At 62.7% G+C, this 5,792-nt stretch carries 7 protein-coding genes and 1 pseudogene; 4 read left to right on the forward strand and 4 right to left on the reverse strand.

The window, feature by feature from the left end; translation table 11 throughout:
* Positions 1 to 332: class I SAM-dependent methyltransferase (locus FY112_RS01860; protein WP_151517508.1), on the reverse strand; the 332-nt coding region annotated here is incomplete at its 3' end.
* Between the two features lie 360 nt (positions 333 to 692).
* Here FY112_RS01860 and FY112_RS37315 point away from each other — a divergent pair.
* Entirely contained in the window at positions 693 to 962 is a 270-nt protein-coding gene (locus FY112_RS37315; protein WP_246648321.1) for a GNAT family N-acetyltransferase, read from the forward strand.
* A gap of 113 nt (positions 963 to 1,075) precedes the next feature.
* On the opposite strand, the pseudogene FY112_RS01870 reads toward FY112_RS37315, so the two are convergent.
* Together FY112_RS01870 and FY112_RS01875 are read right to left on the reverse strand one after the other, a co-directional pair.
* Positions 1,076 to 1,387, reverse strand: a pseudogene (locus FY112_RS01870) (low molecular weight protein tyrosine phosphatase family protein); the annotation flags it as partial.
* 143 nt (positions 1,388 to 1,530) lie between these two features.
* Complete coding sequence (locus tag FY112_RS01875) at positions 1,531 to 2,934, reverse strand: aspartate aminotransferase family protein (protein WP_077978563.1); 1,404 nt, start codon at positions 2,932 to 2,934, stop codon at positions 1,531 to 1,533.
* 312 nt (positions 2,935 to 3,246) lie between these two features.
* Between FY112_RS01875 and FY112_RS01880 the strand changes: the two genes are divergently transcribed.
* From FY112_RS01880 to FY112_RS01890, 3 genes are all read left to right on the forward strand, one after another.
* Positions 3,247 to 3,696, forward strand: a complete 450-nt coding sequence (locus FY112_RS01880; protein WP_151517509.1) for a hypothetical protein — start codon at positions 3,247 to 3,249, stop codon at positions 3,694 to 3,696.
* A gap of 136 nt (positions 3,697 to 3,832) precedes the next feature.
* Positions 3,833 to 4,339 carry a GNAT family N-acetyltransferase gene (locus FY112_RS01885; RefSeq protein ID WP_151517510.1) on the forward strand — a complete coding sequence of 169 codons (507 nt, stop codon included), beginning with the start codon at positions 3,833 to 3,835 and terminating at the stop codon, positions 4,337 to 4,339.
* Positions 4,340 to 4,438: 99 nt separating this feature from the next.
* Entirely contained in the window at positions 4,439 to 5,359 is a 921-nt protein-coding gene (locus FY112_RS01890; protein ID WP_151517511.1) for an ornithine cyclodeaminase family protein, read from the forward strand.
* Positions 5,360 to 5,374: 15 nt separating this feature from the next.
* Here FY112_RS01890 and dapB read toward each other — a convergent pair.
* A partial coding sequence (gene dapB / locus FY112_RS01895) for a 4-hydroxy-tetrahydrodipicolinate reductase (protein WP_151517512.1) occupies positions 5,375 to 5,792 on the reverse strand: 418 nt, incomplete at its 5' end.

Below are 5,792 nucleotides of genomic sequence, written 5' to 3' on the forward strand. Positions count from 1 at the left end.
AAGCTCGCTTCGGGGAAATCGATGCCCTGGCCGTCGCCGAGCACGTAGTCGATGCCGAGCGGCGCTTGCGTCTCGGTCTCGCGGGCATAACGAATGAAGGTCGGGGCGATGTCGAGACCGATCATGCGGGCGCCGAGGCGGGCGACGGCGCGGGTGTTGGAACCTTCGCCGCAGCCGAGATCGAGCCCGGCAAGGCCTGCCACCGGCGGCAGCATCTTCAGAAAGGCCGGTGTGTTCAGCGCGTCGCGATATTTGTCGTAGCCCGCGCGGCTATAGATCGTCCAGGTCTCGGCATTGCTCTCCCAATGGGCGGCGACATCATTGGCGTTCATGGCTCTCCTCCTTGTGCGATCGGAACGGGCGGGGAGCTATAAGCGCAGCGGATTACAATGGGAAGACAGGCAGTCTACTGCAAGTGGTTGACGCCCATGGATCATGACCAAGTTCGCGTGCACTATCATGCGATCGAGAGGATAGGGGGCTGCTGTGTCCGACGAAGTGATCATCCGCGAGCTGGTCGGTCTCGATCAGACGATGACAATTTTCCCGCTGTACAGCCAGGTTAGTCGCCTGAGCGAGGCCGTGGTTTTCCAACGACTCTCAGCCATGTTCGCACAGAGCAACTACCGCTGCATAGCAGCATATATCGACGAACGGATGGTGGTGCGTCGGGTTTCTGGACGGTCACTCAGTTGTGGTGCGGCAAGTATATCGAGGCGGACAATGTGGTGGTAGACAACGCCGTGCGCAGTCAGGGCATCGGCGGCAAGATGATGGCGTGGATCGAGGCGGAGGCGGAGCGGATTGAATGCGCGGTGGTCCGTATTGCCATGGTTCTGGGAAGGGAGCGTACGCACCAGTTCTACGCGAGAAACGGCTACTTCGACGACGGCCTGCTAATGGTGAAAGCCCTAAGTCGCGGTGCGGCCGAGTTTCCGGAATATGTCTCTCAACAAGTTTGACCGGTCCCGCAGCTTGGCCGCAAGTGCCACCACTGGCGCAAGCGGGACGGACGGAAGAATTTGCCCGCCTTGCGCGGGCGTCGTTTTGCGGTCGCGTGACCGGGCTCAGAGATGCGGGGTACCTTGACCTTCAGTAGTTGCACGAGCGTAGGGTCCATGAAATCGTAATCGTCAGGAATACCCAGGCATATCAGCCGCTTGCCTTTGAGAGCTGACCGGTATTTGCCCTGGATTTTCGCACGGTGAGCCTTCTCCATGACGAAGACGATATCGGCCCATTCGATCAGCTCGTTCGACAGTGGGTTTTCGGCATCGTTGTTGGTGCCGGCCGAGGAGACCTCGATCTCCGGCCAGCCTGCGAAGACCTGTTCGGCCGTCGGGCTGCGAAGTTTGTTCTGACTGCAGACGAACAGGACGTTTTTCACGTTTCGATCTCTCTTGGAGTGAGCGGGGGCCCGCGATAGCACAATTCCGCGCACGAGCGAACCAAGGGGCAATCGACGGAATACGGGCGGGCCTGCGTCCGTTGAGGTCGGGGGAAGAATTGCCTTCGCTGTCGCGCGTTGCGTCAGCCGCCGCTCACACTCTTGAACGCGGCGATGATGCTTTGTGCGGCGAGTTGGGCCTCATCTGCCGTCGTCTGCCAATTGGTGATAGAGAGGCGCAGGACGTCGCGGCCGCGCCATTTGGCGCCGCCGGCGAAGATCATGCCGTCCGCCTGGATCTTTTCGATCGTCTTTCGCGTCAACGCGTCGCCTTCTTCGGAGGGCAGGTCCGTTCCGAAGCGAATGACGAGCTGGTTCAGCACGACGTCGTTCAGTATGCCGATGCCCGGTTGCCGCGACAGAAGATCGGCGATCAGCCGCGCTGAGGTGCAGCACTGATCGATCAAGGCGGTGATGCCGTCGCGGCCGAGATGTTTCAGCATCGCCCAGGTGGCAAAGCCGCGCGCCCTCCTCGAAAGCTCGGGCACGTAATGGGAGGGATCGCGTTCGCCTTCGCCGGCGAGCGGCAGGTAGCTCGCGGCGATCGTCATGGCGCGGCGATGGGCGAGCTCGTCGCGGACGATCGCATAGCCGCAATCATAGGGCGTCTGCAGCCACTTGTGGCCGTCGGTCGCCCAGCTGTCGGCCGCTTCGATGCCGCGGCTGAGGTGGCTGGTCTTCGCTGACGCCTGCGCCCAGAGGCCAAAGGCGCCATCGATATGCACCCAGGCGCCTTTCGCCTTCAACAGCGGGATGATGGCGGCGAAATCGTCGAAGGCGCCGGTATTGATCTGCCCCGCCTGGAGAACGGCGATGACGGGTCCAGAGACAGTATCGAGCGTGCCCGCCAGCGCGGCTGGGTCTATCCGTCCCATCGCGTCGGTGGGCAGGCGCAGCACGCGATCATGCCCGAGGCCGAGGAACTGAAGCGCGGAGAAGACGGTGGTGTGGGCGTCGTCGCCGATCAGCACGGCAATCTCAGGCGCTCCGAACAGGCCCTTTGCGTCGGCATCCCAGCCCACCTGTCGCAGCACCTCGCCGCGGGCGGCGGCAAGGCAGGTAAAGTTCGCCACCGTCGCGCCGGTGACAAAGCCGACCGAGCTTTCGGCCGGCAGCTTCAGGAGATCGAGAAGCCATCTCGCCGCGACGGTCTCGACGGCTGCCGCGGCCGGGGCGGCGGCATGGTTTCCGGCATTCTGGCCCCAGGCGCTGGTGAGGAAATCGGCCGCGACGCCGACCGGATGGGAGCCGCCGATGACCCAGCCGAAAAAGCGCGGTCCAGTGGTTGCATGCAGCCCGGGTTCAGCGCCGTCCGAGAGACGCCTGATGACATCAAGCATATCGGAACCTGCCGCCGGCAGCGGCTCTTCGAAACAGGCAAGCGAGGCTGCGTAGTCGTGGGTGGGCATATGGCGGGCGGGCGCTGCCTGCCGGAACGCGGCCGCAAGGCGGGCGGCTTCCTGAAACAGAGATGCAATTGCCGTCATGCGGGTCCCCCTGCCGCCACCGATCCTGGAGGGCCTCACCCTCGAAAGCAGGCGCCGGCACACCCAAACTAGCCCATATCGCCGAGGCTGTCTTCGCCTGGCAGATATCGGATCCGGGTTCCAGGGCCTTCCTTGGGCTTGCCGAGACCTCAAGATAAATTGAGCATCGGGGAGGCGCTTCCTAAATATCTACAATAACTACCTTATACCGTTCTGTGCGTTTTTGAAACTTCGCGGCTCTTATTGAAAATGATTGCCTTCGTTGCAAGTATCGTTCAATAATACGGAAATATCATTTGCACCATTGTCAAGTTGGTGCTGCCAATCAGCGAGGGATATGCACTGAAATATTTCCTTCTCTACGCGCTGACATGCACGTTGGTCGGGATAGCTCTTCTCTTCATCATCCGTGAAGTTGTACCGTTCGCGATCGACAAGCCAACCGATCAATCGGTGGCAGGCTCAACTGATGAGCCAGTTGCCGGGCCAACCGGTGAGCCGTTGAGCGCGGCAACCGGCCAGCCGGTGCCGGGGGCAACCGGCAAGCCGGTGCCGGGGCGAACAACCGATCAATCCGCCATCCAGCCAGCCGATCCCCTGGTCGTCCGATCCACCGGCCAGCCGGTCGACGGGCCAGCCCGTGAACCGGGGGTCGGGCCAACTGGCGAACCGGCAGCGAGGCCGACCGATCAATCGGTGGTCGGTCCGAGCGGCGAACCGGTCGTTCGGAAAGGGGGCCGGCTGGGGAGCCCGGCGCAGTGACCGGCGCCTGAGATGACGGATTTCCGTTCGATCTCGTCACTTCGAGCAAATGCTGAACTACGAAGCGTCCTGACACCGGTTGCATCGGCTGAGGCCATCTGTATTGACAGTACCTCTCATCTCGCAGGAGGTCCCGATGGATGAAAGTGGCACGACGATCAGGCATGTCAGGGCAGACGAAGTGGAGGCTTTCCGGCGTATCCGTCTGGAAGCGCTTCGCACCGAACCGTCCCTCTTTGCAAGCCGCTACGAGGACTGGGAGGCTCTTTCTCTCGAGGAGTGGCGCAATCGCCTGAATGAGCCGGTTTTCATCACCTTTCAGGGTGACGAACCCGTCGGCATAACCGGCCTGCTTCGGCAGCGGTCGAGCAAGATGGCCCATCGCGCAACGATCATCATGGTTTACGTCAGAAGGAGCCTGCGCGGAACGGGCCTTGCCGGCAAGCTGCTCAGCGCGGTGGCCGATCACGCGCGCGATATCGGCATCCTGCAGCTGGAACTCTTCGTCAGCGCGGAGAACCCGGCGGCAATACGCTTCTATCAGCGGGAAGGCTTCTCCGAGATCGGCAGGATTCCCGGCGGGGTTCTGGAGGAGGGCAGGGAGATCGACGACGTCATGATGGCTCGCCGTCTGGTCAGTTAGGCCTCACGCCGATGTTTCAGCGCATGTCGGCTTGCCTCACCTATTGACCTCAAGTGGGGTTGGGGTTGCAGCATGCCGGCATGGGCTGGAGGTTTGGCCGTGACGAAAATTCTGAAAGACGAGGATCTGGTCGGCAGCGCGCTGATGATGATCGCGATCGATGCTCTCGAGACCGCTTTTCTCGCGAGAGCCGACAATCGGTTGATCTCTCCGCCCCGGCACCATGTCTCGTTTCCCGATCGCGGCGATCTCGTCTTCACCGTCGGCGGCATCCTCGGCGAGAAACCGCTCGCGGGCTTCCGAGTCTATGAAACATTCGACGGGGCGGAGCATTCGCAGATCGTCGCGGTGTGGTCGGCCGACGACGCGAAGCTCAAGGGCATTATTCTCGGAGATCGTCTTGGCAATCTCAGAACCGGTGCGATCGGAGGGCTCGCCATCCGGCATCTCAGCGCGCCTGACGCCAGCATCGTCGGGATCCTCGGCAGCGGAGCGCAAGCGCGAACCCAGCTTGCCGCGGCCGCCGCCGTTCGAAAGCTGGACCGCGCCCGCGTCTATAGCCGCGACGAGAAGAATCGCGCCGCCTTTGCAGCCGAGATGCAGCACGCCTTGGGTATTGAAGTGGAGCCTGCCGGCAGCGCTTCTGAAGCCGTCTATGACGCCGACATCGTCATCTGTGCGACGACGAGCCGAACGCCCGTCATTCATGCGCGGGATTTGAAGCCCGGCGTGCACGTCAACACCGTTGGCTCGAAAACGCATGAGGGATACGAACTCGGCCTGGATCTTGCCGATGTCGCCGCCATGATCGCGACGGATTCACCCGAACAGACGCGCGCCTATGCTTCGCCCTTTTTCCTGACCGGCTCCGGCAATGAACACCGCATGGCCGACCTTGCCGATATCATGGCCGGGAAAACGGCCGGGCGGGGGTCGCCTGACGATACGACGCTGTTTTGCTCCGTCGGATTGGCTGGAACCGAGGTCGTCGTCGCCTCGGCAATCCTCGATATGCTGTGAGCCCGTTTTCCTTATTCACGCCAGGCCCAGCACATCCCCCATGGTGTATTCGCCGGGTGCGCGCCCTGCGATCCAGCGGGCGGCGGCAAGCGCGCCGCGGGCGAACATGCCGCGATCGAGAGCCGAATGCGAGAGCGTCACGACTTCCTCGGCGGCGGCAAACAGGACGCTGTGTTCTCCGACGAGCCCGCCGGCCCGAAGGACGGCAAAGCCGATTTCGCCGGGCGGGCGCTCGCCGGTGATGCCGTCACGCCCGCGCCGCTCGACAGATGAAAGGGAAACGCCGCGGCCTTCGGCCGCCGCTTCGCCGAGCATCAGCGCCGTACCGGACGGCGCGTCGATCTTCCTGTTGTGATGGGCTTCGAGGATTTCGATATCCCAGCCATGCGCGGGAAGGGCGCGCGCGGCCTGGGCGACCAGGCCAACCAGCATG

Source organism: Rhizobium sp. PEPV16, assembly GCF_008919455.1.
Lineage (GTDB): Bacteria > Pseudomonadota > Alphaproteobacteria > Rhizobiales > Rhizobiaceae > Rhizobium > Rhizobium leguminosarum_Q.